Origin of the sequence: Chryseobacterium manosquense (assembly GCF_014623485.1) — a bacterium.
Classification (GTDB): Bacteria; Bacteroidota; Bacteroidia; order Flavobacteriales; family Weeksellaceae; genus Kaistella; species Kaistella haifensis.
Window position 1 is genome coordinate 878287 of record NZ_CP060203.1, and the last position, 24749, is coordinate 903035.

Below are 24749 nucleotides of genomic sequence, written 5' to 3' on the forward strand. Positions count from 1 at the left end.
CATACAGTTTTTTAAGCTGTATTTTATTCGTTTTTAAATGAATTAAATATTACAGAAAAGCTTTTTTGTGACGAGAATAAGTGTTTATATTTGCCACTATTTTTTAGTATAAACATAATTATGCTTGATGTTTTTTTCTAAAGAATATTTATCATTAATTCAAATAAATCTATAAAAATATATCGTAAATGAAAAAACTAGTTTGTTCCGTTCTGTTTTTGGGAGTAATTGGAATGTTTTCGGCGCAGGAAAAGGAAAGTGAGATTAGCGAAATTACGGTGCAAGGAAAATTTCTGAATCTTCCACTGAAAAAGGTGAATGAAAATATCACTGTAATTTCCAAACAAGAATTGGAAAATTCTCCTGCGAAAAGCATCGAAGAAGTTTTGGCACAATTCACCGGAATGGATATTCGAAAAAGAGGAGCAAATGGAGTTCAAGCCGATATTTCTGTTCGTGGAAGCAGTTTCGAGCAGGTTTTGATTTTGGTAAATGGAATTAGAATTAATGATTCGCAAACCGGCCATAATTCTATGAATATTCCCTTTGATTTAGCTTCTGTGGAAAAAATAGAAATCGTGAAAGGTCCTGCTGCACGTCGTTTTGGGCAAAATGCTTATGCAGGAGTTATTAATATTATCACCAAACCTTCTTCCGATGAGAATATCGTTTTTACGGCAAGTGGCGGAGATTTCAAAACCTATTCTTTAGGAGTTGGGGCTAATTTTGGAAATACACGTTCTTCAAATTTTATTCAGGTAAATTCGAGCAGTTCTGATGGTTACCGCTACAATACTGATTACAAAATCAACAATATTTTTTACCAAAACCGATACAAAATCGAAAATGGAAATGTGAACTTTCAGGCCGGAATTCAGGAGAAAAAGTTCGGAGCGAATGGTTTTTATGCAACACCTGCCGCAAAAGATCAGTACGAAGAAACGCAAGCTTCAATTGTGAGTTTAGGAATTGATAAAAATTACGAAAAATGGGGATTAAATTCTGCAGTTTATTGGCGAAGAGGACAAGATATGTACGAATATATCCGCAATAAACCAGAAAATGATCGAAATATGCACATTGGAAACAATTTGGGAGCCGAGCTAAATGGAAGTTACCGATCCGATTTAGGAACGACCGGTTTGGGATTGGAACTTCGCAAAGAATTCCTTGCCAGTAACAATTTGGGACATCGCGAAAGGTTTGTGACACAAGTTTTTTTTGAACATCATTTTTCTTTTCTTGAAAATAAATTGAATATTTCACCCGGAATTTCGTGGGCAAATTATGATACGGAAGGCAATTTCTTTTATCCAGGTTTGGACCTAGGATTTGATTTTAGTGAACATCATAAAATCTATGGAAATATTGCAAAAGTTAACAGAATTCCAACGTTTACCGATTTATATTATGTGAGCAAGACTGAAGCGGGAAATCCCAATTTGAAGCCCGAAAATGCAGTGTCAGCTGAAATTGGATACCGATTTCAAAAGCAGAGTTTTCTGGGAAAAATCAGTGGATTTTTAAGGGATTCAGATAATTCCATCGATTGGTCAAAGCAAAATGCAAACGATATTTGGCGTGCTGAAAACATCGGTAAAATCAAGACTAAAGGTGTAGAAGTGGAATTGGCTCAACATTTTAATTCCTTCCTAAAATCATATTCTGTGGGCTATACTTTTTTAGAAAGTAACTACGAGCAACCAACCGGCTTGTTGTCGCGGTATGTGATGGAAAATTTAAAACATCAGTTTGTGGCTAAATTAGAAGTTTTCTTCTTGAAAAAATTTACAAACCAATTGATTTACCGATATAATGAAAGAGTTTCGACAGGAAGTTATCAAATTCTGGATGAAAAATTGAGTTATGATGCCAAAAATTACAATATTTATATTATGGTAAACAATATTCTAGATACTGAATATACTGAAACATTCGGTGTTCCGATGCCTGGTCGGTGGTTTCATATCGGAGTAAGTTTCAAAACTGGTTTTTAATAAGTTTTGTTTATTTTTACGTTTTTAAAAAGATGAAAAAAATATTATTATTGATGCTCCTTTTAGCGATATTTTCCCCGATTTTCGGTCAGGAGCATATTTCCAGTTTTAACTCCGTAACGATTACCTATAAAATACATCCAAAGTTTTTCATTTATGGTGAAGGACAAATGCGTGGAATTGAAGACTATTCTTATCCGGATTATTACGAAATAAAAGGTGGAATAGGTTATAATTTAACACCAAATCATAAACCTTTTGTAGGAATTGGCCGTTACGGAAACTACAAAAATCATGCGATGGATAAAGAGGAATTCCGAATTTGGTTACAAGATGTGATTGATTTAAAAGTTAATAAATTTAAATTTGAAAACCGAATAAGAGCTGAGAAAAGTTGGTTTTATGAACCAAAGAAAGACCAGCATTCCGATCGAATCCGTTTTCGTTACAGAATGAACGTTTCGGTTCCGCTTAATTCCGAATCTGTAAAACCAGGAACGCTCTTTGTGAACGCTTATGATGAAGTATTTTTTGTAGCAACCGAGAAACCTCTTTTTGCCAGAAATCGTGTTTTTGGAGGCTTTGGTTATCAGATTGATGAGAATTTCGGAATCGCGAGCGGCTACCTCTGGCAAAGAGAATTCGCGAAATCGGGCAACAAAAACCTGCATTTTCTATATCTCGCTCTGAATATCACCATTGATGGTTCCGACGATAAATCTTATAATTTTCCAGGAGCTGATTAATGTTGATAACTTTTGCAGCATTTAGTTTTTTTAATGAAAAAGTTTGACACTTTTTTTGTACCAAATTCATATATTTGTCAAAATAATAAAAAATAAATGAAACTGTATGGAATTAAAAGGGGATTTTACACAATTGCAGTTCCATTTTTACCGATAAAATAACATAACAAATGAAATTTATTGTTGCAAGCGGAGAGTTACAGAAAGCATTGAACACGGTAAGTGGAGTGATTTCAAGTTCTCAGTCAAGACCAATTTTAGAAAATTACCTGTTCGAAGTTGATGGAAATAATTTGAAAATTACCGCGTCCGATGGCGAAACCACTTTGGTAACGACTTTGGAAGTAAAATCTGACGAGACCGGAAAATTTGCCGTTCCTGCAAAGATTTTTCAGGATTTTGTAAAAACTTATGGAGAACAGCCTTTAACATTATCCGTAAAGGATTCTGAAGATGGAAATGGAAGTTTATTAGAAATTCTAGATGAAAAAGACAATTTCGCAGTGGCATTGGATAACGCGGAAGATTACCCAGAATTACCCGAATTCGACGCTGCCCAAAGTGTGAAAATTTCTGCAGGTGTATTAAGTGAAGCACTTACCAATACACTTTTCGCAACAAGTAATGATTCCCTTAGACCGGTGATGACTGGCGTTCTGTTTCAATTTAAAGAAGATGAAACCAACTTTGTTTCCACAGATTCGCACAGATTAGTCGTTTATAAAAGAACCGATTTGATCAATGCTGAACCTATTGAGTTCATCATGCCGAAAAAACCTTTGGCAATTTTCAAAAATATTCTAGCAAATTCTAATGATGAAGTAATCATTGAATTTAATGAAAATATGGCGAAGTTCACTTTTGGAAACAATATTTGGATATGTAGATTAATCGATGGAAAATATCCGAATTATTCTGCGGTAATTCCAAAAGAAAATCCAAACGTGTTGACCATTAACAGAAATTTACTTTTAAGTTCGATCCGAAGAGCTTCCATTATGTCCAACAAATCTACCAACCAAGTGAGATTTAAGTTGTCCGGAAACATTCTTCACCTTCATGCGGAAGATACAGAGTATGCAAACAAGGCGGATATGCAAATTCCTTGTGATTACAATGGGGAAGATATCAATATTGGGTTTAGTTCCAAATTCCTTACAGAAATGCTTTCTGTATTGAGTTCTGATGATATTACCATGAAAATGTCGCAACCGAACAGACCGGGAATTATCGAGCCGGTTGATGGTTTAGAAGCTGAAGAAAATATTTTAATGCTTTCAATGCCGGTAATCGGAATGTAAGATTTAATTAAAAAAAATTATGAATTGAGATTTGAAATTTTTCAGATCTCAATTTTTTTTTAAACTCCAAAAACACGATATTTGCAAAATTATCGGGGTACGACGATATAACATCATTACCCCAAATTTCAAGAAACCGAAAGGCACATTTATCCTCAAAATAAATAGGAAAATCAAATGAAAATCTCAAACAACTGGCTCAAGGATTACATCAAAACCGAATTAAAATCTGATAAAATAGGAGAATATCTTACCGATATTGGTTTGGAAGTAGAAGGAATCGAAAAATATGAATCCGTAAAAGGAAGCCTGGAAGGAATTGTCGTAGGAAAAGTTTTGACTTGCGAACAACACCCTAATGCTGATAAATTAAAGAAAACCACTGTAGATGTAGGAAGCGGAAAAATATTGAATATCGTTTGTGGTGCACCGAACGTTGCAGCCGGACAAACCGTTCCTGTAGCTGTAATCGGAACGAAAATATATGCCAAAGACGGAAGTTCATTTGCGATCAAAGAAGCAAAAATACGTGGAGAAGTTTCTCAAGGAATGATCTGTTCGGAAGATGAGTTAGGGTTGAGCGATGATCACGGCGGAATCATGATTTTGGATGAAAACAAATTCGAAATTGGGAAAAATTTTGCAGATTATTTTGACCTTGCTACTGATGAAGTTTACGAAATTGGTTTGACTCCGAACCGAACTGACGCGATGTCGCATTATGGAGTTGCTAGAGATTTGAATGCATTTTTGGTTTCAAACCAAATGAAATCGCAATTCGAAAAAATCACTTCGAAAACTTTAAATATCGAAGGAGCAACCGATTTTCAGCTGGAAGTAGAGGATTCAGAATTAGCTCCAAGATATATTGGTGCAGTAATCGAAAACGTGCAGGTAGCTGATTCTCCGGATTGGTTGAAACAGCGCTTGAAAGCCATTGGATTAAGCCCAATCAACAATATTGTCGACATTACCAATTATATTTTGCATGGATTAGGACAACCTCTTCATGCTTTTGATGCTGATAAAATTGCAGGAAAGAAAGTAAGAGTTGGGGTAAATGCAGAGGGAACAAAATTCACTACTTTGGATGGTGTTGAAAGAACTTTGAATGGAACAGAAATCATGATTAAAGACGGAAACAACGTGCCTTTGTGCATCGCTGGAGTTTTTGGCGGATTGAATTCGGGAGTTTCCAAAAACACGAAAACCATTTTCCTCGAAAGTGCATATTTCAATCCTGTTGCTGTTCGAAAAGGAGCGAAATATCACGGTTTAAACACCGACGCTTCCTTCCGTTTCGAGCGTGGAGTAGACCCGAATCAAACCAAAATCGCAATCAGTCACGCGATTTCAATGATTCAGGAAATTGCCGGAGGAGCTTTGAAAGGGGAGTTGTTGGAACATTTCCCTCAAAAAATTGAGCACAATTATATTATTTTAAGATTTTCTAAAGTTGAACAAATTTTAGGAACCAAAATTCATAAAGAAAAAATCAAAGAAATTCTGAAATCTCTTGAAATTGAAGTTTTAAACGAAATTCAAAATGGTTTAGAAATTTCAGTTCCACCTTATCGTGCAGATGTTACCAGAGAAATCGATGTAATTGAAGAAATTTTAAGAATCTATGGTTACAACAAGATTGATGTACCAAAAAAAATCTCTTTTACACCAGTGAAATTGAGTTTTGATGATCAAGACGCTCTCGAAAATTCTTGGGCGAGAACTTTACAAAGCAATGGTTTTAACGAGGTGATGAATAATTCCCTTACTTCTGTGAAAGATGAAACCGATGCCGTGAAATTGCTCAATCCGTTGAGTGGCGATTTGGCTTTCATGAGAAAGTCTTTGTTGGAAGGACTTTTGGCAAATGCGGATTATAATATTAAAAGAAAAAATCAGGATATTAAATTTTTCGAGCTCGGAAAAATTTATCATAAAAAAGAAAAATACACGGAAAGAAAGCAACTTGCGATTTTGGTTTCGGGAAGAAATGTCGCGGAAAATTGGATCCAATCGAAATCTGCAACCGATTTTTACTATTTAAAATCTTATGTTAAAGTTCTTTTGGACAAATTGAATTTAAACATTGAAGAAAAAGCACTGGAAGATGAGCGTTTTTCTGATGCTTTGCAATTGATTTCAAAAGGAGAAGTGATCGCAAGATTGGGTAAAGTTTCTCCGGAATTTTTGAAAGATGCAGATATCGATCAGGAGTGTTTCTACGCTGAAATTGAAATTGAAGCTTGTCAAAAACTTCGTTCTCATGGAAATTTAAAATTCGTCGATATTCCAAAATTCAATAAAATCCGAAGAGATCTTGCTTTATTGATTGATAAAAATATCACTTATTCCGAATTGTATCAGGCAGCGAAGAAAAATCCTTCGAAATACTTGAAAAACATCAATCTTTTTGATGTTTACGAAGGCAAGAATCTTGCGGAAGGCAAGAAATCTTACGCATTGAGTTTTGAACTTTTAAACGAAGAAAAAACGTTGGAAGATAAAGAAATTAGCGAAGTGATGAACTCCCTAATCAACATGTTCCAAAAAGAATTTTCTGCAGAACTAAGGTCATAGAAAAGGTTTACGAAACAGAAAGCATCTTCTTTTGAGATGCTTTTTTTTTGTTTTGAGGAGCAAAATTTTTCTATTACGAAGGCTGGGTAAATTATATTACTTAAATTTGAATCAATAAAAATGCGTCGTGATTATTTAAAAATAAATCAGGCGACAGCGAAATATCATCTAATATAAAGATTTATACTTATGAAAAACATTTTTTTATCAATATTTGCAGCCGCAGCTTTAGCATCTTGTTCTTCGCTTTCGAGCACTAAAGTTGGAGGTTCTCAGGCGAATATAGCAGGAACGAAATGGATTTTGGCGGAGCAAGTGAAAGGTAAAACGCCTACATTGAATATAGAAACAGATAAAATCACCGGAAACGGAGGTTGCAACAGTTATTTCGGTGAAGTTCTTTTGGATGCCACAGCGGGCAACTTTTCAGCAAAAAATATTGCTTCCACCAAAATGGCATGCGCTGATATGTCTGCAGAATCTAATTTTTTCAGTATGTTGAGTGAGGCAAATAAATATGTCGTAAACGGCAATACATTAGAGCTGTACAAAGGAAATTTGCTGCTTCTGAAATTCAGTAAACAATAATTTTTCGATTAAAATAATAGCAAAAAAAAGGAACCCGATTGAGTTCCTTTTTTTGTTTCTTTATTATTCGTCGTCTTCTTCGTCATATTTAGCGAGTTCGTCATCGCACCATTTGAAGGCTGCTTCAACCACTTTGGTCGCTTCATCGGCCATAGTTTCCTCGTCATCACCTTCCAAATCATCCAACCATTCAACCTCCTCTTCTTCTACGTTTAGGATAAATCTAGGATATTCCGTGTGAACAACAAATAAATCTTCAGGAAAATCTGAATTGTCGGCTAATAAAAATTTTGGTAATTTCATTTTTTCTAATGTTTAAACTTTTTCAAAGATAAAAAATATTATTGATATTTATTCTTGTCAATTTTAATTTTTCTTAAAACTTTATATTTGGTCAGGGTATTGTTCTGAAGCGTATCTTTTGGTTTGAAAGTTACCTTTACATTAGGGTTTACGGTGCTTATCAATTCGGCAATTTGCATTTTATCTAGTAACTTTTCATCTTCCATAAAGAAATTAATTCTTCCTTCTTCCAAATTTTCAGATTTCAAGAATTTGGTAATTTCTCGTCGGTTTTCAAGATAATTTCCTCGGGAAAGCCAAGTGAATATAATACCGGTCATTAAACTTAAAATGGTAATGCCATAAGTGAATTTTCCAAAAATTTGATACATTTTTCTGAAATAAACCAACCAGATTGGGAACGAAAATGGAGCCATTAAGCGATAATCAATTGGATTTACGGAATAAAAATATTGTATAAAAAACGAACAAATAATCCCAATAATTCCTACGAAAACAAAAAATCGTTCCGTTTCTGAAAGTTTATTTTTAATGAAAATAAAACCGATCAACAGAATATTCAACAAACCAATTCCGTAGATTCCGTAATTGATGATTCCGCCCGCTGGATTTGCAATGTGAATGAACGGGTTGAATGTGGTCGCCATTCCCTGAACCAGCTCTATCAATAATTTTGATGTTGGATGAAGCCCGATTTCTAAAAATTCATCGATATAGTCATCATTAAAATAATCGATGAAAAGAAATTTATACAACACCACATATCCAAAACCTACGAAAGCTGAATAAATAAAGGTTTTACCGTAAGATTTTCGATAATTTAAAACGCCATAAAGAAAGACCGCACCAATCATAAAAAGGGCAGGATAACGGATATTGTAAAGTACAAGTAGTGATAAACTTAGATAGAAAAAAGCCTTAAAACCGGTGAGTTCGCCTATGATGATCTGCCTTCCAGCATAAAGAAAAAGAAAAACAATTGGCAAAATAAGGGATTCGCTCATCGTGTAAGAAAATATTGAAATATAGCTGAAAAGCCCGCCCACAAGAATGGTTTCTTTTAAATAAAATCTTTTTTTCCAAGCAAAATAAACGATGAAAAGATAAGAGAGAATTCCTATGAGTTTACTTGCCCAAAACAAATCCAAACCAAAAATCGTAAAAAATTTTAAGCTCAAAGGATAACCAAGTGGCGTCGTTGTATTATCAATAACCGGGAAAACTTCCGCCGTTCTCATAAATCGGAGCGAGTCGGGATTTACGCGTCCTTTTTCATTAAGCAAAAACCGCAAAATGATCATCACTAAAGTTAGGATGAAGATGGAAATTTGCAAAAATTTTTCTTGAGTTCTATTTCGCATAAAAAATCGCTAATTCAACAAATTTACAGATTATTACTAAAAATCTGCATCAATAGCTGAATTAGCGAAAGAATTTTTGAGGTTCAGAATTATCGTTGGAACATTTTCGCTACTTTCTCTGCTTTTTTAGACTCGGAATAATCGTAGAAACCTTCACCAGATTTCACGCCTAATTTTCCAGCCATAACCATGTTTACCAATAGCGGATTTGGAGCATATTTAGGATTTTTGAAACCATCATACATTACATTTAGAATTGCTAAACAAACGTCTAATCCTATGAAATCTGCCAATTGCAATGGTCCCATTGGATGAGCCATTCCCAATTTCATTACCGTATCAATTTCTTCTACACCTGCAACTCCGTTGTAAAGTGTTTCAATCGCTTCATTAATCATTGGCATTAGAATTCTGTTGGCCACAAAACCTGGATAATCATTCACTTCTACAGGAACTTTTCCTAATGTTTTAGACATTTCAAAAATCGAATCAAAAGTTTCTTTCGAAGTAGTGTAGCCTTTGATGATTTCTACCAATTTCATAATCGGAACCGGATTCATAAAGTGCATTCCGATTACTTTCTCTGGGCGTTTTGTAGCTGCTGCAATTTTCGTGATAGAAATTGATGAAGTATTGGTAGCCAAAATGCAGTTTTCCGGCGCTAACTCGTCCATTTGTTTGAAAATTTTCAGCTTCAAATCTTGGTTTTCGGTTGCTGCTTCTACGATTAAATCTGCATTTCCGCAGGCTTCAGAAAGTTGAGTAAACGAGGTAATATTTCCAAGAGTTTCTGCTTTTTGTTCTTCCGTAAGATTTCCTTTGGCGATAATTCTGTCAAGATTTTTAGAAATTGTAGAAATTCCTTTTTGTAGGGCTTCCTCTGAAACATCTACCAAATTTACCTTAAAACCTGTTTGCGCAAAAGTATGGGCAATTCCGTTTCCCATTGTTCCGGCGCCAATTACGACGATGTTTTTCATTAGTGCTATTTTTTTATTTTTAAATACAAGCTTGTTAAATTAACCTTGTCAAGGTTTCGCTGCTTAATTGAGATGACTCCAAACCGTTTTCGAAATATCGGAAATCATTTTGCAATTTACTTCATAAGACTCCCTAGAATCCGAAACGAGAACTGCAATTGCATACTTTTTTCCGTTAGGAAGGGTAATGATCGCGATATCGTTTTCGGCAACTGTTAGTCCGTCAATTTTTCCGGAAGATCCAGTTCTGTGTGCTACAGGTGTTCCTTTTGGGAGTTGTTCCACGATTTTATTGGTTCCGGTTGTAGTTCCGAGCATTATATTCATCAATAAATCTCGTGAAGTTTTTGGGAGAATTTTGGCTTTATCAAATTTTATGAGCGACTTCACCAATGATTCTGTCGTCGACCAATTTTCATACATACTTTTCCAGTCGGCGCTGTTCATTCTTTCCTCATTCACTCGAATTTGAAAATCTTTGATTTTCTTCGAATCAATAAAATTTTGCACGATTTGCGTGCCTCCAATTACGTTCAGTATTTTATCGGTCGCATTATTATCGCTATTTGCCACCATATATTTTAGTAGTTCGGAAAGCGTCATTTCATAATTTCCATTTGGAAATTTTTCTCTGAGCGGACTCCAAGTTTTTTCGTGCAAATCTTCTTTTTTAATAAAGATTTTTTGGTTTAAATTCAATCGTCCCTTATCTACCATATCCAAAGTTGCAAGCGCAATATGAAACTTGAAAACACTCAGTAGTGGTAATTTTTTTCTTGAATTCTCATTATTAAATTCAAACGGGAAGTAGATTCCTTTTACAGAAACAGCAACGGTAGCTTTTTTACCTTCGGTAATTTTAGAAATTTCCTTTTTCAGTTCTGCTTTTTGAGCGAAACTGAAAATTGAAAAGAGTAGAAATAATATGGCGAGTTTTTTCATTTTTAACTAATCAACTTCATAATTTCCAAAGCCACTTTCAAAGCTTCTGTTCCGTCTTCTAAAGAAACTTCTACTTCTCGATTTTCATTAATCGCATCAGCAAAACTTTCTAATTCGTCTAAAATAGCATTGTTCGGTTGAATGTTTGGATATTCAAAAATAATTTGGTTTTTTTCGCCTTCTGCATTTTCAATGATCATGTCGAAATCACTTGGATTTTCAGGCGCTTCTTTCATTCTGATAACTTCTGCTTTTTTCTCCAAGAAATCAACGGAAATGTAAGCATCTTGTTGGAAAAACCTTGATTTTCGCATCGCTTTCATCGAAATTCTAGAAGTGGTCAAATTCGCTACACAACCGTTTTCGAACTCAATTCTGGCGTTACATATATCCGGCGTTTTAGAAACTACGCAAACTCCACTTGCATGAATGTTTTTCACCTTAGATTTTACAATAGAAAGCAATATATCCAAATCGTGAATCATTAAATCCAAAACTACAGAAACATCCGTTCCTCGCGGATTAAATTCCGCCAAACGATGAATTTCAATAAACATTGGATCTTTAATAAAATCCTTCGAACCGATAAACGCAGGATTGTATCTTTCAACATGTCCAACTTGCGCTTTGATGCCGAATTCTCTACATTTATAAAGAATTTCTTCTGCTTGTTCCAAAGTCTGCGTAACCGGTTTTTCAATAAAAAAATGTTTATGATTTTCTATCGCTTTCATCGCATAATCGTAATGATAAACGGTGGGCGTTACGATGTCCAACATGTCGATTTCTTTCAATAATTCATCGAAATCCTCGAAATATCTATATCCGAATTCAGCTTCAATTTTTTTTCCGTTTTCCTGATCTGCGTCGTAAAAACCTACCAATTCATATTTTTCCGACTGATTTAATAATCTTAAATGGACTTTGCCGAGATGTCCCGCACCAACTAAACCTGCTTTTAGCATAGAAAATTAATTTTTCCAAAGATAATAATTAGTTGTCAGTTGAGAGTTGGGAGTATATGCTTTTTTAATTTCCAATGACGTTCGACGCGAAAAAATCAACTAAAATTCCTATTTTTGTGACATGCAGGATACGTTTTTACATAAAGGAAAAAGAAAAATTTTGGTGGAATATCTTCGTGAGAAAATCGGGATTTCCGATGAAAATGTTTTAAGAGCGATGAATGAAGTACCACGACATCTTTTTTTGGAAAGTATTTTTGAGGATTTCGCTTACGAAGATCGCGCATTTCCGATTTTGGCGAAACAAACAATTTCTCATCCTTCGACCGTGGCGGAACAAAGCGAATTGCTACACTTAAAAGAGAAAGATAAAGTATTGGAAATCGGTACAGGTTGCGGTTATCAAACTGCGGTTTTAGTGGCGATGAATGCGTTGGTCTACACCATTGAAAGACAAAAGGAACTGCATGATTTCTCGCAAAAGAAACTGCGTGATTTGCATTTAAGACCGAAATTTCAGAGTTTCGGCGATGGTTTTGCCGGTTTGCCGACTTTCGCTCCTTTTGATAAAATTTTGGTGACTTGCGGTGCGGAAATTTTGCCGACAGAATTGCTTCATCAGTTGAAAGTAGGAGGGATGATGGTAATTCCGTTGGGAAAAACGGAGGAACAAATCCTAACCAGATTTACCAAAAAATCTGAAAAAGAGTTTATAAAGGAAGAGTTCGGAGCGTATAAATTTGTACCAATGCTCAATAATACCAATCAGTAGTTGGTTTCAACGGTTTTTTTTTGAAGTGAAGTTTTTAGAAACTGATAAATAACATCCTTCAAATTCGGTTATTAAGAATAACTAATGTATTTTTGCAACTATTTGAATTTTGATATAATCTGATAGTTTCAAAAAAATGAAAAAAATCCAAGACATCCTTATTTCGACGCGTACCATGGCGGTTTTGTTGCTCGTTTTTGCTATTTCGATGGCGTATGCAACTTTCCTGGAAAACGATTTTGGTACTCCTGCCGCAAAAGCCCTAATTTACGAAGCAAAATGGTTTGAAGCCATCATGTTTCTCCTTATTTTAAATTTCATTGGGAATATTTCCAGATATCGTCTTCTTCGTCGCGAAAAATGGCCGGTTTTGGTGTTTCACCTTTCATTTATTTTGCTTTTCATTGGTGGTGCAATCACGCGATACATAAGCTACGAAGGCATTATGCACATCCGTGAAGGAGAAACTTCAAATGAAGTAATTACCGATAAGAATTATTTTAAAATTCAAATTGAAGAAAAAGGAGATATCTTAAATTATCAAGATGTACCATTTACAATGATTTCCGATGAAGCAAAAAAATCAACATGGATTGCTAAACTCTTTGGTAAGACCTTCAAAGCGGGTTATGATTTCCACGGAAAGCAAATCAATGTAAAGCAATTGCAATATATTCAGAGAAAAAAGGACAGTTTAATAGCTGATAATAATGGAACCGAATATTTACATGTAGTTTCAACGGGAAATACCGGACGCGAGAACTATTACATCAAACCGGGTGAAGCCAAATCGATTAACGGAACGTTGGTAACGTACAACCGAGCGATTGAAGGTGCGGTAGAATTCCGAAATGATAATGGAAAATTAATGATCAAAACACCTGTTGATGCCAATTTCATGACGATGGCAACCCAAGCAACAGGAACTACGAAAAAAGATGAATTTCAACCATTGGCTTTGAGAAGTCTTTACACCGTAAACGAACTGAAACTGGTTGTTCCTGAAGGTTTGAAGAAGGGAAAACTCATCGCTTATGAAGGTGATAGAAAGAAAGATAAAGACGTTCCGGATCAATTGACGGTAGAAGTTCAAGGTCCGAAAACGAAGCAAATCGTGGATCTTTCTGTTGAAAAAGGAAACCCAAATGCTTTCAAGCAAATCGCTATTGATGGGATGAATGTGATGCTTGGTTTCGGCCCGAAAGTTTACAACACGCCTTTCTCTTTGAAATTGGATAAATTCGTGATGGAAACATACCCTGGAAGTTCATCGCCAAGTGCTTATGAAAGCCATGTTCAGATTATCGACGAAGGCAAACAAACGCCTTATAAAATCTATATGAATCACGTTTTAAATCATGGCGGTTACCGATTTTTCCAGGCAAGTTTCGATCCGGATAGGAAAGGAACCGTACTTTCTGTGAACCACGATTTCTGGGGAACTTTGATCTCGTATATCGGATATGCTTTCTTGTTTTTAGGAATGTTCGTAACTTTCTTTTGGAAAGGTACTCACTTCTGGAAACTTAATGAAAATTTGAAATCGGTGAATAAGAAAAGAATTGCTACGGTTTTATTGCTTTTATTAAGTCTACATTTCAGCGCGCAAGAAATCGATACGCACGGAACAGATGGCTCCGGAAAACAAACCCATTCCGCAAACGACGGACACAACCACGGCAATGCAGATGCTCTTTTAATGGAAGAACCTGCACCGAAAAAAACCGCCAATTCTTTTGCTTTGAAATCTCCAAAAATGATTTCAGCGGACGAAATTATTTCGAGAAACCGTATTTCAAAAGAACATGCGGACAAATTCGGGTATCTTTTGGTTCAGAATTACGAAGGTCGGATTGTTCCTATGAATACTCAAGCGCTAGATGTTCTTCGAAAACTTTATAAAAGAGATGAATTCCGAGGCAGCGATGGCAAAAAATTAACAGCAAACCAATGGTTTTTGTCGATCAATACGGATACACCAAGCTGGACCATGGTTCCTTTAATTAAAGTAATTAACGGTGGTGACGAATTGAAAAAGAAAGTAAAAGCCAACGAAGACGGCTATACATCTTTAATGAATATGTTTCCGGCCGACGAAACAGGGCAGTTGCACTATGTTTTGGAAGCAGATTATCAAGCAGCTTTCAGAAAAAAACCGGCGGAACAAAGCAAATATGATTTAGCCGTAATCGATTTGAATGATAGAGTTCAGGCATTCAACGAATTTTTCAGTGGCCAGTTTATGAGAATTGTTCCGGTTCAAAATGATCCGAACAACACTTGGCATTCTTGGCTGGACCAAAATTTCGAACCAGATGAAGCTTCCCAAAAAGTAATGGGACCTTATTTTTCAAGTGTTTTGGAAGCTCAGCAAACCGGAAATTGGTCAAAAGCGGATACGGAACTGAGCAAGCTAAAAGATTATCAGAAAACTTGGGGAAAAAACGTCATTCCTTCGCAATCGAAAGTTGATGTAGAAGTTTTCATGAACCAATTGAATATCTACTTTAAACTCCTTATTTTCTACACCATTATCGGTGGTTTATTGCTTATTTTAGGATTTGTAGATTTATTCAAACCAAGCAAAATTTTGAATATCACTATTAAAGCCATTATTGCAATCGGTTGTATCGGATATTTTGCTCATTTCCTTGGACTTATTGCAAGATGGTACATGTCGGGTCACGCGCCTTGGAGCAACGGTTACGAGGCGATTATTTTCATCTCTTGGGTAGGGATTTCTGCGGGATTATTCCTTTATAGAAATTCAAACGCTTTGATTCCTGCTGCGGGATTTATGGTTGCAGTAATTATGATGGGATTTGCGCACGGTGGTTCCGCTCTCGATCCGCAGATTACTCCGCTCGTTCCGGTACTAAAATCATACTGGTTGATCATTCACGTGGCAATTATTACCTCAAGTTATGGTTTCTTCGCTTTGTCGATGATTATCGCGGTAATTACTTTGCTATTTTACATTATTTCAAGTAAAAATTTATACAAAATTCACCACGATACGACAATTAAAGAATTAACCATCGTTTCAGAAATGTCTTTAACCATCGGACTTTTCGCATTAACCGTTGGAAATTTCTTGGGCGGAATTTGGGCAAATGAATCGTGGGGAAGATATTGGAGCTGGGATCCGAAAGAAACTTGGGCATTCATTTCCATCATGGTTTATGCTTTCGTTTTGCACATGAGATTGGTTCCTGGTTTACGAAGCAGATGGGCATTCCACGTTGCTACGATGTTTGCCTTTTGTTCAATGGTAATGACCTACTTCGGTGTGAATTATTACCTGAGCGGATTGCACTCTTACGCTGCAGGAGACCCGGTTCCGGTTCCGGCTTGGGTCTACATCGGTTTATCAACCATGTTGATTTTAGCAGTCGTTTCTTATTTTAGATTTAAAAAATTAAAGAAATAATAAACTTTAAATTATTATAAAATCCCGAATTTCTTTTCGGGATTTTTTTTCTATTTTTTTAAAACTAATGCTATTGCTTAATTTCAGCAAATATTCATTAGATTTGTATTTGAAATTCAATAACATCTAAACCCACCACCCAACAGTTTGAGTACTTATCTTACCATTCTCGGTTTTAATTCGGCAATTCCTACGGTGAATTCTTCTCCCACGGCTCAGTTCCTAGAAATGGAAGAACGTGCATTTTTAATCGATTGTGGCGAGGGTACACAAGTTCAGTTGCGAAAAGCAAAAGCAAGATTTTCTAAAATCAACCATATCTTTATTTCGCACCTTCATGGTGACCATTGTTTTGGTTTGCCAGGACTCATTGCTTCTTTCAGACTTTTAGGTAGGGAAACTCCGCTTCACGTTTATGGTCCGAAAGGAATTAAGGAAATGCTGGAAACCATTTTCAAAATTACCGAAACACACAAAGGTTTTGAGGTGATATATCACGAGCTCGAAAGTAAAAATTCCGAGAAAATTTACGAAGATAATCGAGTAGAAGTGTACACCATTCCCCTTGATCACAGGATTTATTGCAACGGATATCTCTTCCGCGAGAAGCCCAAAGAACGCCATCTCAATATGCATGAAATTGCAAAATATCCCGAAATTGAAACCTGCGATTATCACAACTTAAAACTCGGGAAAGATTTTATTTTGAGTGATGGTTATGTTCTGAAAAACGAGATTCTCACCACGGAACCCAGCAAATCTGTTTCCTATGCGTTCTGCAGTGATACTCGATATTTGGAAACTATTTTGCCGATAATTGAAAACGTAGATGTTTTATATCACGAATCTACTTTTCTTCACGATTTAAAGGAAATGGCTGATTATACCGGACATACAACCGCTTTGGAAGCAGCCCGAATCGCCAGAAAAGCCAACGTTGGGAAATTGATCTTAGGACATTTCTCCAACCGATATCACGATTTAAATGTTTTCACCGACGAGGCAAGAGAAGTTTTCCCCAATTCGTTTTTGCCAAAAGCATTAGAACCGATTAAAATTTAATTTTTTTTAATTGAAATTTAATCGTCAAACCAATCATTTTCTTAGCAATGAATTTTGATGAATTAAAAATTTTCCTCGACGAAAAAGCCGATTTCTACAACAATCCGGAGTTTATCGAACAGGATCCAATTCAGATTCCGCACGGTTTTTCTTCGAAACAAGACATCGAAATCGCGGGATTTTTGGCGGCAACCATTTCTTGGGGAAACCGAAAATCGATCATCAATGATGCCGAAAAAATGATGAGTTTTATGGATCATTCTCCTTTCGATTTTGTGAAAAATGTTACACGGAAAGATTTGGATCTTCTTGAAGGAAAAAGCATTCACAGAACTTTCACCGGAGAAGATTTTCGGGAATTTATTTTGAATTTGAAGAGAATTTATCAGGAAAATGACAGCTTGGAAAATTTGTTTTTAATGAAAGAAAATGAGCATAATTTTTACCACGCGTTGGAACGATTCAGAAGTCAGTTTCTTGGTGAAACGATTCATAGAAGCCATAAACACGTAAGTTCAACGTATAAAAATTCTTCCGCAAAAAGATTAATGATGTTTCTTCGTTGGATGGTTCGGAAAGATCGAAAAGGTGTTGATTTTGGGACTTGGGAAAACCTGGATCAGAAATATCTTTCCATTCCTTTGGATGTACATACGGGAAATATTTCAAGAAAACTAAATTTACTTCGAAGAAAACAAAATGATTGGAAAGCCGTTGAAGAATTGGACTTGATATTACGGAAACTTAATGCGGAAGATCCCGCAAAATACGACTTTGCGCTGTTTGGTTTAGGTGTTTCGAAAGATTTTTAAGTAATTTTGCATAAATTTAAAAAATATGAGCCGAAAAGAATTAAGAGAAAGGAATATTCTGTTCCTTGAGAAAGTGACAGATAAAATTATGTGGTGGATCGGTTCTGTTCCTTCACTCGTCGCACATACGTTGGTTTTTATCACAGCATTTCTATTGCCGGTTTTTGGGATTGTGAGCGTTGATAAAATGTTGCTCGTTTTAACCACCGTTTTATCTTTGGAAGCTATTTATCTTGCCATTTTCATTCAGATGTCGGTGAACAGAAGTCAGGAACATATCGAAGATATCCGCGAAGATATTGAAGAAATTCAGGATGACATTGAGGAAATCAGCGAAGATATCGAAGAAATCAGCGAGGATATTGATGATATCCAGGAAGATATCGAAGATATTGCCGAAGATGAAGATGAGGACGACCACAGCGAAAAAGCAAGAAATGTGATGCTAAAAAGCAATGTTTCGTCCAACAAAAACGATATCAAAGCACTTCGGGGTGTGATTTCAAATCTGCAAGAACAACTCGAAGATTTGAAAAAAAATGATGAAAATACAGAACAAAAAACGCCTGAAAATTAGGCGTTTTTCCATTCCTGGGTAAATGATATAAAATCTTCAACCGAAAGTTCTTCCGCCCGCTGATCCAAAAAAGGATGATTTTTCAGCGATTCCGGAATTTCTAAAACCTTTAAAGAATTTGAGAGTTTTTTTCGTCTTTGATTAAAACCTGCTTTTACGATTTGCTTGAACAGAATTTCGTTTCCTGCCAATCCGGATTTAGGGTTTCGGGTTAATCGAATAACTCCAGATTTTACTTTTGGAGGCGGATTGAAGACATTTTCGTGAACGGTAAATAAATATTTCACGTCATAAAGCGCCTGTACCAAAACCGATAAAATTCCATAATCTTTTGTTCGCGGAACCGCTGCAGTTCTTTCCGCAACTTCTTTCTGAAACATTCCGACCATTTCCGGTACATTTTCGTAGAAGTCGATGATTTTAAATAAAATTTGAGACGAAATATTGTAAGGAAAATTCCCAATAACCGCAACCTGATCACCAAAGGTTTCCGCAATGTTGATCTTCAGGAAATCGCCAGTGAAATGGTTTTCCTGCAATTTTGGATAGTGGTTTTTCAAATAATCGACAGATTCCGCATCGATTTCTGCCACGAAAACTTCAGCATCTTTCTCCAAAAGATATTTGGTGAGAACACCCATTCCCGGACCAACTTCCAGAATTTTCTTATAATTTTCCAAACTCAATCCTTCTACGATTTTCTGTGCAATATTTTCGTCTGTGAGAAAATGTTGACCGAGATGTTTTTTTGCTCTAACGCTCATAAATTCAATATTCAATTAATGTAAATGCGGTGTGCGGAAGATTTCCTTTATGTTTTTTTTAACACCGATTTTCTAGGATTCTCCGCAAATTACGGAAGTTTTTTTCTATTTTAGCAGAAATTTTTTATTTAATGGCAAAGACAGTTGAAGATTTTAACAAGAGACGGCTTCGCTCAAGCAATATTACGGTAGTGATTAGTATTGCGCTGGTATTATTTTTATTAGGATTAATGGGGCTAATCCTCATCAATGCTCAAAAATATTCCGATTATATCAAGGAACAATTGGTAGTGAATGCTTATTTTGATGAAAATTATGATGCTAAAGATTCAGTAAAAATTGTAAAAAGAGAAGCTGAAGCTTTCAAGAAAATTCAAGGTTTAACTCCCGTGAAACGTGCAACTTACATCAGCCGCGAAATGGCTGCCCAAGAAGCTAAAAAAAGTATGGGAATTGAAAGCAGCGCACTTTTCGAAGAGAATATTTTCCCGTCATCAGTGGAAATCGCATTGAGACCTGAATATGTAGATCCTGTAAAAATCGATGAAGCCATTAAACAAATCAAAGCTACACCAGGAATTGTAGATGTGAAAAACAACAGCACTTTAATGGTCGAAGTTTATAATAATCTCAATAATATTTTGAAGTGGATTTTAGGATTTTCGATCTTGTTTTTGATTTTGGCAGTGGTCCTTATCAACAATTCAATCAGGCTGAAAATATTCTCTAAACGATTTATTATCAAGACGATGCAGTTGGTTGGAGCCAAACGCAGATTTATCTTAAAGCCGTTTATCAAAGAAGCTGTAATATTAGGAATCATCGGTGCAGTCCTTGGTTTGGCAGTCCTTTTCGGAGCTTGGTATTATTTCATCACCGAAATCGGAACTCCATTTGCCCAAGACAATAATCAGTTGATTATTTTGGTGGTCGGCATTTTCCTTCTAGGTGTTCTTATTACCGTAATCAGTACAATTTTCGCAACTTGGAGATTCTTAAGATCGAATGTTGATGACTTATATTATTCTTAAAAATGGCAAAAAAATATAAAAATTTCTCCGCTGATCATATCGGACAAAAAGAAGTAGAAGTTTCTCAGGAAAATAGTTTCTATTTCGGCAAAGAAAACTATAAATGGATGCTGATTGGTTTGGCGCTAATTATTGTAGGTTTTCTATTGATGATGGGAGCTGATGCCAATACCGTAGATGGGAAATACGATCCCAATTCCTGGAACGAAGACATTTTCTCCATTCGCAGAATCCGTATTGCACCGCTTTTGGTAATCGCTGGTTTTGCGGTAGAAGTTTATGCGATTTTGAAAAGAAACAAATAAATTTAATCTCTTATAAACAAACTTTGTCAAAGCAATATTTACTTAAGGTGCGCTTTGACAAATTTTTTTTAATAAAACAACTCCCTTAAAATGGATTTAATTAAAGCAATTATCATTGCCATTATCGAAGGTTTAACCGAATATCTTCCCGTTTCTTCCACTGCACACATGATTTTCACCAGTTCGCTCTTCGGAATTCAGGAAGACGAATTTGTGAAAATGTTTCAGGTTTCCATTCAGTTTGGAGCGATTCTGGCGGTAGTTTTTTTATACTGGAAAAAGTTTTTCGACTTCAAAAACATTAATTTTTATTTAAAATTGGCGGTTGCCGTAGTTCCGGCTTTGGTTTTAGGAAAACTATTTGATGACAAAATTGAAGCTGTTCTCGGCGATCCCGTTCCCATCGCGATTGTACTCATTTTGGGTGGAGTAGTTTTGCTCTTTATCGATAAATTATTCAAAACGCCAATCGTTGATGATGAGAAAGATATTTCCTACAAAAGTGCCATTATCATTGGCTTTTGGCAATGTCTTGCGATGATGCCCGGAACCAGCAGAAGTGCCGCTTCCATCATCGGGGGAATGCAGCAAAAACTCACCCGAAAAGCAGCCGCAGAATTTTCATTTTTCCTCGCGGTTCCTACCATGTTGGCGGTAACCACTTATTCGATTTTCCTGAAAGATTGGAACCACAATGGATTAGAACAAAAAGGCTACGAAATGCTGATGCAAGGAGATAATCTAATGTTATTTTTAGTCGGAAACGTCGTAGCATTCGTGGTTGCGGTGATCGCAATCAAGTTTTTCATAGGAGTTTTAACAAAATATGGTTTCAAACCGTGGGGTTGGTACCGAATCATCGTTGGAATCGTTTTGTTGATTTATTTTACACAATTTGCATAATTTTTTGGGCAGCTTTATCCGCCCTCCGTTCCCGCTTTTTCGCCTTCACTTCGTTGCGGCGAAAAGAGCTCCACTCAGGTCGGGCTGCGGTTTCGGGATTTTTTTCAACAATAGTTTATCAAAATGACCAATCAGGATTTCTTAGACGGACAAATCATTTTACTCGACAAACCTCTGGACTGGACGAGTTTTCAGGCCGTGAATAAACTCAAATATAAACTCAAAAACGAATTCAATCTTCCGAAGAAATTCAAAATTGGTCACGCAGGAACTTTGGATCCTCGCGCAACAGGACTTTTAATCGTTTGTACCGGAAAATTCACCAAGAAAATCCCGGAAATTCAGGATGCACCAAAAGAATATTTAACTGAAATTAAAATCGGTGTGCAAACTGAATCTTACGACACTGAAAAGCCAGAAATTCTGTATCGAGATTTTTCCCACATTTCCGAAGATTTTATCAAAGAAACTTTAGAAAAATTCCTTGGAGAAATCGACCAGAAACCTCCGGTTTTTTCCGCCATCAAAATCGACGGAAACCGTGCCTATGATTTGGCAAGAAAAGGCCAGGAAGTAGAAATGAAATCCCGTAAAACAACGATTCATTACCTCAATAATATCGAAATTGATTTACCATTTGTACGCTTTACCGTTGGTTGTTCGAAAGGTACTTATATCCGAAGTCTAGCGCACGATATTGGTCAGGAATTGGGTGTTGGAGCATATCTCACCAATTTACGACGAACAAAAATCGGAGATTACTCCATAGAAAATGCTTCAGCACAGTATTTGGAAAATAATTTCAGATTTTCCGATGGTCTTTAATAATATTTCTCATCATGGAAAAAACACGTATCAATAAATATCTTTCGGAAGTTGGATTCTGTTCGCGTCGGGAAGCCGACCGAATGTTGGAGCAGGGAAGAATCACGGTCAATGGCGCAGAACCAGAACTGGGAACCAAAGTTTCCGATGAAGATGAAATCTTGGTCGATGGTATCTCGATCCGAAAAACCGAAGAAGAACACGTCTATATTGCCCTGAACAAGCCGGTTGGAATCGTATGTACCACCGATACTAAACGCGAAAAAAACAATATTGTCGAGTTCGTGAACCATCCTAAAAGAATTTTCCCGGTAGGAAGATTGGATAAACCCAGTGAAGGCCTTATTTTATTGACTTCCGATGGTGATATTGTAAATAAAATCCTTCGCGCCAGAAACAACCACGAAAAAGAGTATATCGTTCGTGTTGATAAACCAATCACGCCGCAATTCCTTCATAAAATGCGAAGCGGAGTTCCTATTTTGGGAATTATTACGAATAAATGTGAAGTGGAGCAGATCGATACTTTATCGTTCAGAATTATTTTAACCCAAGGGCTGAACCGACAAATTCGCAGAATGTGCGAATATTTAGGATATGAAGTGAAGAAGCTGAAACGAATCAGAATCATGAACATCAAACTCGATTTGCCCATCGGTAAATGGCGTGATTTAACCAAATCCGAAATGACCGAACTGAACGATTTACTCGGCGATTCCGAGAAAATTGCTGATTAATATTTTTCTTTTAAATACAGATAGGCCATTAAATATTTGTTCAATCTTTTGGCATCTTTTTCCGTTAATGGTTTTGTAAATCTCGTCAAATCCATATTGTCTCTTAAATCATTGAGTTTCACCGAAACTGCTAAGGCGGAACGCTCGGTTTGTTTGATGAATTCAGTGTAATCTTGATCTGAAGGTTTCTTTGTAAGACATTCAATCGCGAATACGATATCATTGGGAAAACCTTGTTCTAAAAGAAAATCGTAAGTGATTTCCGGGCAATCTTCAATCACATCATGCAGTACGCCCACAATTTTCTCGTCGTACGTTTTTCCATAGTTCATCACCCGAATCACATGGCCAATATAAGGAGTTCCAAATTTGTCGGTTTGTCCTTTATGCGCTCGATCAGCTAATTTTATTGCTTTATTCAGGAGTTCTTCTTTGGTCATTTTTTTTAAATTTCAATATTAAGTTTTTATGAATATCCGTAATTTATCATAACTTTTGTATATTTGTAGTAATCAAACAATTAGATATGAATTTATTCAGTTTTTCAGCACATTTTGGGACAGAAGATGATTGTATAAATCATTTTAAATCTGAGAGAGATAAAATAGGACTCACGTGCAAATGTGGAAGCACAGAACATTTTTGGATAAAGAGCAGATTAAGTTATGAATGCAAAAAATGCAGAAGTCGAACTTCTTTGAAAAGCGGAACCATCATGGAAAATTCGAATTTGTCTTTTCTCATTTGGTACAAAACCATGTTTTTGATGAGTGTTACCAAGAAAGGATTTTCAGCCAAAGAAATCCAAAAACAATTGGGATTAAAGAGATATGAACCAGTTTGGGCAATGGTTCATAAGTTGAGAAAAGCCATGGGAAATCGAGATGCAAAATACACTTTGGAAGGGATGATAGAATTTGACGAAGCCTATTTTACAGTAGAATCTAGCGAAATAGAGCAGAAAAAAGGAATTCGTGGAAAAGGTTCAGTTGGGAAACAAAATGTAGCGATGATAGCAGAATCAACACCGTTAGAAGATATTGATACTGGAAAAAAAGAAAAACAAGTTCGGTTCTTTAAAGCAAAGGTTTTAGATGGACACAGTGGAGAAGAAATCAACGAAGCCATTAAAGAATCTATAGATAATCAGAGTATTGTTTTTACAGATAAAAGCACTTCTTATGTGGATATTTCAGATTTTGTAGAGCTTCATATTATGGAAAAAAGTTCAAAAGAAACTACCGAAGAAACTTTAAAATGGGTTCATATTGCCATTAGCAACGCCAAAAGAAATTTGTTGGGCAATTACCACAAAATAAAAAGAAAGTATCTTCAACTCTATCTCAACGAATTCATCTACAAGCTAAATCGAAGATATTTTGGAGATAGACTCTTTGAAAGGCTTATTATTGCTAACATTACAGGATTATGATTAAAAACGGATAATCAATAAATTTTTGATCATTTGTATGTTGTAAATAAAAACATAAAAACCACGCCCAAAAGCGTGGTTAAATTTTTGTCCCTCTTGTTGTATTTTCAAACGAAATTCGGTGAGGTTAAATATTCGGTGAGGTCCTAAAAATTTTGATAAATTAATATTAATCCTCCAATTATCATCATTAAAATAATTCCCCAAAAACCCCTTACTTCTGGAGGAATATAGAAGTCCTCTCTATGTTCATTTTTATAAAAGATTTTGTTTTTAACCTGTAAATAGATTAATAAAATAGCGGTCGATATTAAGACAAAACCAACAATCATAATG

The 24749-nt window shown here is 35.9% G+C and carries 23 protein-coding genes; 16 read left to right on the plus strand and 7 right to left on the minus strand.

The window, feature by feature from the left end; translation table 11 throughout:
* The first annotated feature begins 188 nt into the window (after positions 1–188).
* From H0S70_RS04050 to H0S70_RS04070, 5 genes are all read left to right on the plus strand, one after another.
* Positions 189–1997 (plus strand): TonB-dependent receptor, encoded by a 1809-nt coding sequence (locus tag H0S70_RS04050; RefSeq protein ID WP_188321792.1) that lies wholly within the window; start codon positions 189–191, stop codon positions 1995–1997.
* A 32-nt stretch (positions 1998–2029) separates the two neighbouring features.
* Complete coding sequence (locus H0S70_RS04055) at positions 2030–2743, plus strand: DUF2490 domain-containing protein (protein ID WP_123247529.1); 714 nt, start codon at positions 2030–2032, stop codon at positions 2741–2743.
* Positions 2744–2913: 170 nt separating this feature from the next.
* A complete protein-coding gene (gene dnaN, locus H0S70_RS04060; protein ID WP_031503636.1) occupies positions 2914–4044 on the plus strand; it encodes a DNA polymerase III subunit beta in 1131 nt (376 codons plus the stop codon).
* Between the two features lie 177 nt (positions 4045–4221).
* The gene (gene pheT / locus H0S70_RS04065; protein WP_188321793.1) at positions 4222–6624 is read left to right on the plus strand and encodes a phenylalanine--tRNA ligase subunit beta; all 2403 of its coding nucleotides are present in this window, start codon (positions 4222–4224) and stop codon (positions 6622–6624) included.
* A gap of 189 nt (positions 6625–6813) precedes the next feature.
* Positions 6814–7212 (plus strand): META domain-containing protein, encoded by a 399-nt coding sequence (locus H0S70_RS04070; protein ID WP_188321794.1) that lies wholly within the window; start codon positions 6814–6816, stop codon positions 7210–7212.
* Positions 7213–7275: 63 nt separating this feature from the next.
* Here the strand turns inward: H0S70_RS04070 and H0S70_RS04075 are convergent, their stop codons facing one another.
* From H0S70_RS04075 to H0S70_RS04095, 5 genes are all read right to left on the minus strand, one after another.
* Positions 7276–7515 carry a hypothetical protein gene (locus H0S70_RS04075; protein ID WP_031503638.1) on the minus strand — a complete coding sequence of 80 codons (240 nt, stop codon included), beginning with the start codon at positions 7513–7515 and terminating at the stop codon, positions 7276–7278.
* Between the two features lie 38 nt (positions 7516–7553).
* A complete protein-coding gene (locus H0S70_RS04080; protein ID WP_188321795.1) occupies positions 7554–8876 on the minus strand; it encodes a hypothetical protein in 1323 nt (440 codons plus the stop codon).
* An 89-nt stretch (positions 8877–8965) separates the two neighbouring features.
* Positions 8966–9856 carry a 3-hydroxybutyryl-CoA dehydrogenase gene (locus H0S70_RS04085; RefSeq protein WP_188321796.1) on the minus strand — a complete coding sequence of 297 codons (891 nt, stop codon included), beginning with the start codon at positions 9854–9856 and terminating at the stop codon, positions 8966–8968.
* 63 nt (positions 9857–9919) lie between these two features.
* The gene (bla, locus tag H0S70_RS04090) at positions 9920–10798 is read right to left on the minus strand and encodes a class A beta-lactamase, subclass A2 (protein WP_188321797.1); all 879 of its coding nucleotides are present in this window, start codon (positions 10796–10798) and stop codon (positions 9920–9922) included.
* A gap of 2 nt (positions 10799–10800) precedes the next feature.
* Complete coding sequence (locus H0S70_RS04095) at positions 10801–11763, minus strand: Gfo/Idh/MocA family protein (RefSeq protein ID WP_188321798.1); 963 nt, start codon at positions 11761–11763, stop codon at positions 10801–10803.
* A gap of 121 nt (positions 11764–11884) precedes the next feature.
* Between H0S70_RS04095 and H0S70_RS04100 the strand changes: the two genes are divergently transcribed.
* From H0S70_RS04100 to H0S70_RS04120, 5 genes are all read left to right on the plus strand, one after another.
* A complete protein-coding gene (locus H0S70_RS04100) occupies positions 11885–12535 on the plus strand; it encodes a protein-L-isoaspartate(D-aspartate) O-methyltransferase (protein ID WP_123247714.1) in 651 nt (216 codons plus the stop codon).
* A 136-nt stretch (positions 12536–12671) separates the two neighbouring features.
* The gene (gene ccsA, locus H0S70_RS04105; protein ID WP_188321799.1) at positions 12672–15965 is read left to right on the plus strand and encodes a cytochrome c biogenesis protein CcsA; all 3294 of its coding nucleotides are present in this window, start codon (positions 12672–12674) and stop codon (positions 15963–15965) included.
* Positions 15966–16112: 147 nt separating this feature from the next.
* A complete protein-coding gene (locus tag H0S70_RS04110; RefSeq protein WP_123904843.1) occupies positions 16113–17027 on the plus strand; it encodes a ribonuclease Z in 915 nt (304 codons plus the stop codon).
* A gap of 47 nt (positions 17028–17074) precedes the next feature.
* Positions 17075–17839 (plus strand): TIGR02757 family protein, encoded by a 765-nt coding sequence (locus tag H0S70_RS04115; RefSeq protein ID WP_188321800.1) that lies wholly within the window; start codon positions 17075–17077, stop codon positions 17837–17839.
* Positions 17840–17864: 25 nt separating this feature from the next.
* Positions 17865–18416 carry a DUF1003 domain-containing protein gene (locus H0S70_RS04120; protein WP_123247710.1) on the plus strand — a complete coding sequence of 184 codons (552 nt, stop codon included), beginning with the start codon at positions 17865–17867 and terminating at the stop codon, positions 18414–18416.
* Here H0S70_RS04120 and rsmA read toward each other — a convergent pair.
* A complete protein-coding gene (rsmA, locus tag H0S70_RS04125; protein WP_188321801.1) occupies positions 18413–19180 on the minus strand; it encodes a 16S rRNA (adenine(1518)-N(6)/adenine(1519)-N(6))-dimethyltransferase RsmA in 768 nt (255 codons plus the stop codon). The genes H0S70_RS04120 and rsmA overlap by 4 nt on opposite strands.
* Positions 19181–19311: 131 nt before the next feature.
* On the opposite strand from rsmA, the gene H0S70_RS04130 reads away from it, so the two are divergent.
* The 5 genes from H0S70_RS04130 to rluF all read left to right on the plus strand — a co-directional run bounded on the left by H0S70_RS04130 (position 19312) and on the right by rluF (position 22981).
* Positions 19312–20211, plus strand: coding sequence for a cell division protein FtsX (locus H0S70_RS04130; protein WP_088263692.1), 900 nt, complete (start codon positions 19312–19314; stop codon positions 20209–20211).
* Positions 20212–20213: 2 nt separating this feature from the next.
* Positions 20214–20516, plus strand: a complete 303-nt coding sequence (locus tag H0S70_RS04135; protein ID WP_031504297.1) for a DUF3098 domain-containing protein — start codon at positions 20214–20216, stop codon at positions 20514–20516.
* A 90-nt stretch (positions 20517–20606) separates the two neighbouring features.
* Entirely contained in the window at positions 20607–21419 is an 813-nt protein-coding gene (locus tag H0S70_RS04140) for an undecaprenyl-diphosphate phosphatase (protein WP_088263693.1), read from the plus strand.
* A 123-nt stretch (positions 21420–21542) separates the two neighbouring features.
* Complete coding sequence (gene truB / locus H0S70_RS04145; RefSeq protein ID WP_188321802.1) at positions 21543–22244, plus strand: tRNA pseudouridine(55) synthase TruB; 702 nt, start codon at positions 21543–21545, stop codon at positions 22242–22244.
* Between the two features lie 14 nt (positions 22245–22258).
* On the plus strand, positions 22259–22981 hold the full coding sequence (gene rluF / locus H0S70_RS04150; RefSeq protein ID WP_188321803.1) for a 23S rRNA pseudouridine(2604) synthase RluF: 723 nt from the start codon (positions 22259–22261) through the stop codon (positions 22979–22981).
* Here the strand turns inward: rluF and H0S70_RS04155 are convergent.
* Entirely contained in the window at positions 22978–23421 is a 444-nt protein-coding gene (locus tag H0S70_RS04155) for a phosphohydrolase (RefSeq protein WP_188321804.1), read from the minus strand. The two genes, rluF and H0S70_RS04155, sit on opposite strands and share 4 nt — an antisense overlap.
* An 86-nt stretch (positions 23422–23507) precedes the next feature.
* Between H0S70_RS04155 and H0S70_RS04160 the strand changes: the two genes are divergently transcribed.
* Positions 23508–24413 (plus strand): IS1595 family transposase, encoded by a 906-nt coding sequence (locus H0S70_RS04160; RefSeq protein WP_188321805.1) that lies wholly within the window; start codon positions 23508–23510, stop codon positions 24411–24413.
* Positions 24414–24749: the final 336 nt, after the last annotated feature.

What these genes read in the sequence shown, in the direction of transcription:
- H0S70_RS04160 (WP_188321805.1), top strand. Translation starts at nt 23,508, where the DNA reads ATGAATTTATTCAGTTTTTCAGCACATTTTGGGACAGAAGATGATTGT.
- pheT (WP_188321793.1), top strand. Translation starts at nt 4,222, where the DNA reads ATGAAAATCTCAAACAACTGGCTCAAGGATTACATCAAAACCGAATTA.
- H0S70_RS04140 (WP_088263693.1), top strand. Translation starts at nt 20,607, where the DNA reads ATGGATTTAATTAAAGCAATTATCATTGCCATTATCGAAGGTTTAACC.
- H0S70_RS04130 (WP_088263692.1), top strand. Translation starts at nt 19,312, where the DNA reads ATGGCAAAGACAGTTGAAGATTTTAACAAGAGACGGCTTCGCTCAAGC.
- H0S70_RS04070 (WP_188321794.1), top strand. Translation starts at nt 6,814, where the DNA reads ATGAAAAACATTTTTTTATCAATATTTGCAGCCGCAGCTTTAGCATCT.
- H0S70_RS04115 (WP_188321800.1), top strand. Translation starts at nt 17,075, where the DNA reads ATGAATTTTGATGAATTAAAAATTTTCCTCGACGAAAAAGCCGATTTC.
- H0S70_RS04135 (WP_031504297.1), top strand. Translation starts at nt 20,214, where the DNA reads ATGGCAAAAAAATATAAAAATTTCTCCGCTGATCATATCGGACAAAAA.
- H0S70_RS04085 (WP_188321796.1), bottom strand. Translation starts at nt 9,856, where the DNA reads ATGAAAAACATCGTCGTAATTGGCGCCGGAACAATGGGAAACGGAATT.
- truB (WP_188321802.1), top strand. Translation starts at nt 21,543, where the DNA reads ATGACCAATCAGGATTTCTTAGACGGACAAATCATTTTACTCGACAAA.
- bla (WP_188321797.1), bottom strand. Translation starts at nt 10,798, where the DNA reads ATGAAAAAACTCGCCATATTATTTCTACTCTTTTCAATTTTCAGTTTC.
- H0S70_RS04050 (WP_188321792.1), top strand. Translation starts at nt 189, where the DNA reads ATGAAAAAACTAGTTTGTTCCGTTCTGTTTTTGGGAGTAATTGGAATG.
- rluF (WP_188321803.1), top strand. Translation starts at nt 22,259, where the DNA reads ATGGAAAAAACACGTATCAATAAATATCTTTCGGAAGTTGGATTCTGT.
- dnaN (WP_031503636.1), top strand. Translation starts at nt 2,914, where the DNA reads ATGAAATTTATTGTTGCAAGCGGAGAGTTACAGAAAGCATTGAACACG.
- rsmA (WP_188321801.1), bottom strand. Translation starts at nt 19,180, where the DNA reads ATGAGCGTTAGAGCAAAAAAACATCTCGGTCAACATTTTCTCACAGAC.
- H0S70_RS04080 (WP_188321795.1), bottom strand. Translation starts at nt 8,876, where the DNA reads ATGCGAAATAGAACTCAAGAAAAATTTTTGCAAATTTCCATCTTCATC.
- ccsA (WP_188321799.1), top strand. Translation starts at nt 12,672, where the DNA reads ATGAAAAAAATCCAAGACATCCTTATTTCGACGCGTACCATGGCGGTT.
- H0S70_RS04055 (WP_123247529.1), top strand. Translation starts at nt 2,030, where the DNA reads ATGAAAAAAATATTATTATTGATGCTCCTTTTAGCGATATTTTCCCCG.
- H0S70_RS04100 (WP_123247714.1), top strand. Translation starts at nt 11,885, where the DNA reads ATGCAGGATACGTTTTTACATAAAGGAAAAAGAAAAATTTTGGTGGAA.
- H0S70_RS04155 (WP_188321804.1), bottom strand. Translation starts at nt 23,421, where the DNA reads ATGACCAAAGAAGAACTCCTGAATAAAGCAATAAAATTAGCTGATCGA.
- H0S70_RS04075 (WP_031503638.1), bottom strand. Translation starts at nt 7,515, where the DNA reads ATGAAATTACCAAAATTTTTATTAGCCGACAATTCAGATTTTCCTGAA.
- H0S70_RS04120 (WP_123247710.1), top strand. Translation starts at nt 17,865, where the DNA reads ATGAGCCGAAAAGAATTAAGAGAAAGGAATATTCTGTTCCTTGAGAAA.
- H0S70_RS04095 (WP_188321798.1), bottom strand. Translation starts at nt 11,763, where the DNA reads ATGCTAAAAGCAGGTTTAGTTGGTGCGGGACATCTCGGCAAAGTCCAT.